Annotated in this window: 1 protein-coding gene; it reads right to left on the bottom strand. The window is 69.8% G+C overall.

Annotated features, from left to right (window positions below; genetic code table 11):
* Positions 1 to 232 (bottom strand): gamma-glutamyltransferase (locus KVT32_RS31765; protein ID WP_217619604.1); only part of this gene is annotated, 232 nt, incomplete at both ends.

Here is a 232-nt window from a genome sequence, read left to right as displayed (position 1 = left end):
ATCTGGCGCGAGCCGAAGGCGTCCTCGACGGTGGTGGCCATCGACAGGCCGGCGCCGTGGCCGCCGACCACCACCAGGTGCGAGGTGGACGGCGTCTCGATGGCGTTGTCCCGGCCCCAGTTCCACGCCAGCTCCATGCCGGGCGGAGTGCCGGCCGGGGCCTCGCCCATCGTTTTCTCGCCGATCAGGGCGGCGCGTTTGCTCAGGTAATTTTTGTCGATCAGCGCCGGCA

Origin of the sequence: Achromobacter sp. GbtcB20, assembly GCF_019091095.1 — a bacterium.
GTDB lineage: Bacteria > Pseudomonadota > Gammaproteobacteria > Burkholderiales > Burkholderiaceae_B > Achromobacter > Achromobacter mucicolens.
This window is presented reverse-complemented; position numbering and strand designations above follow the sequence as displayed.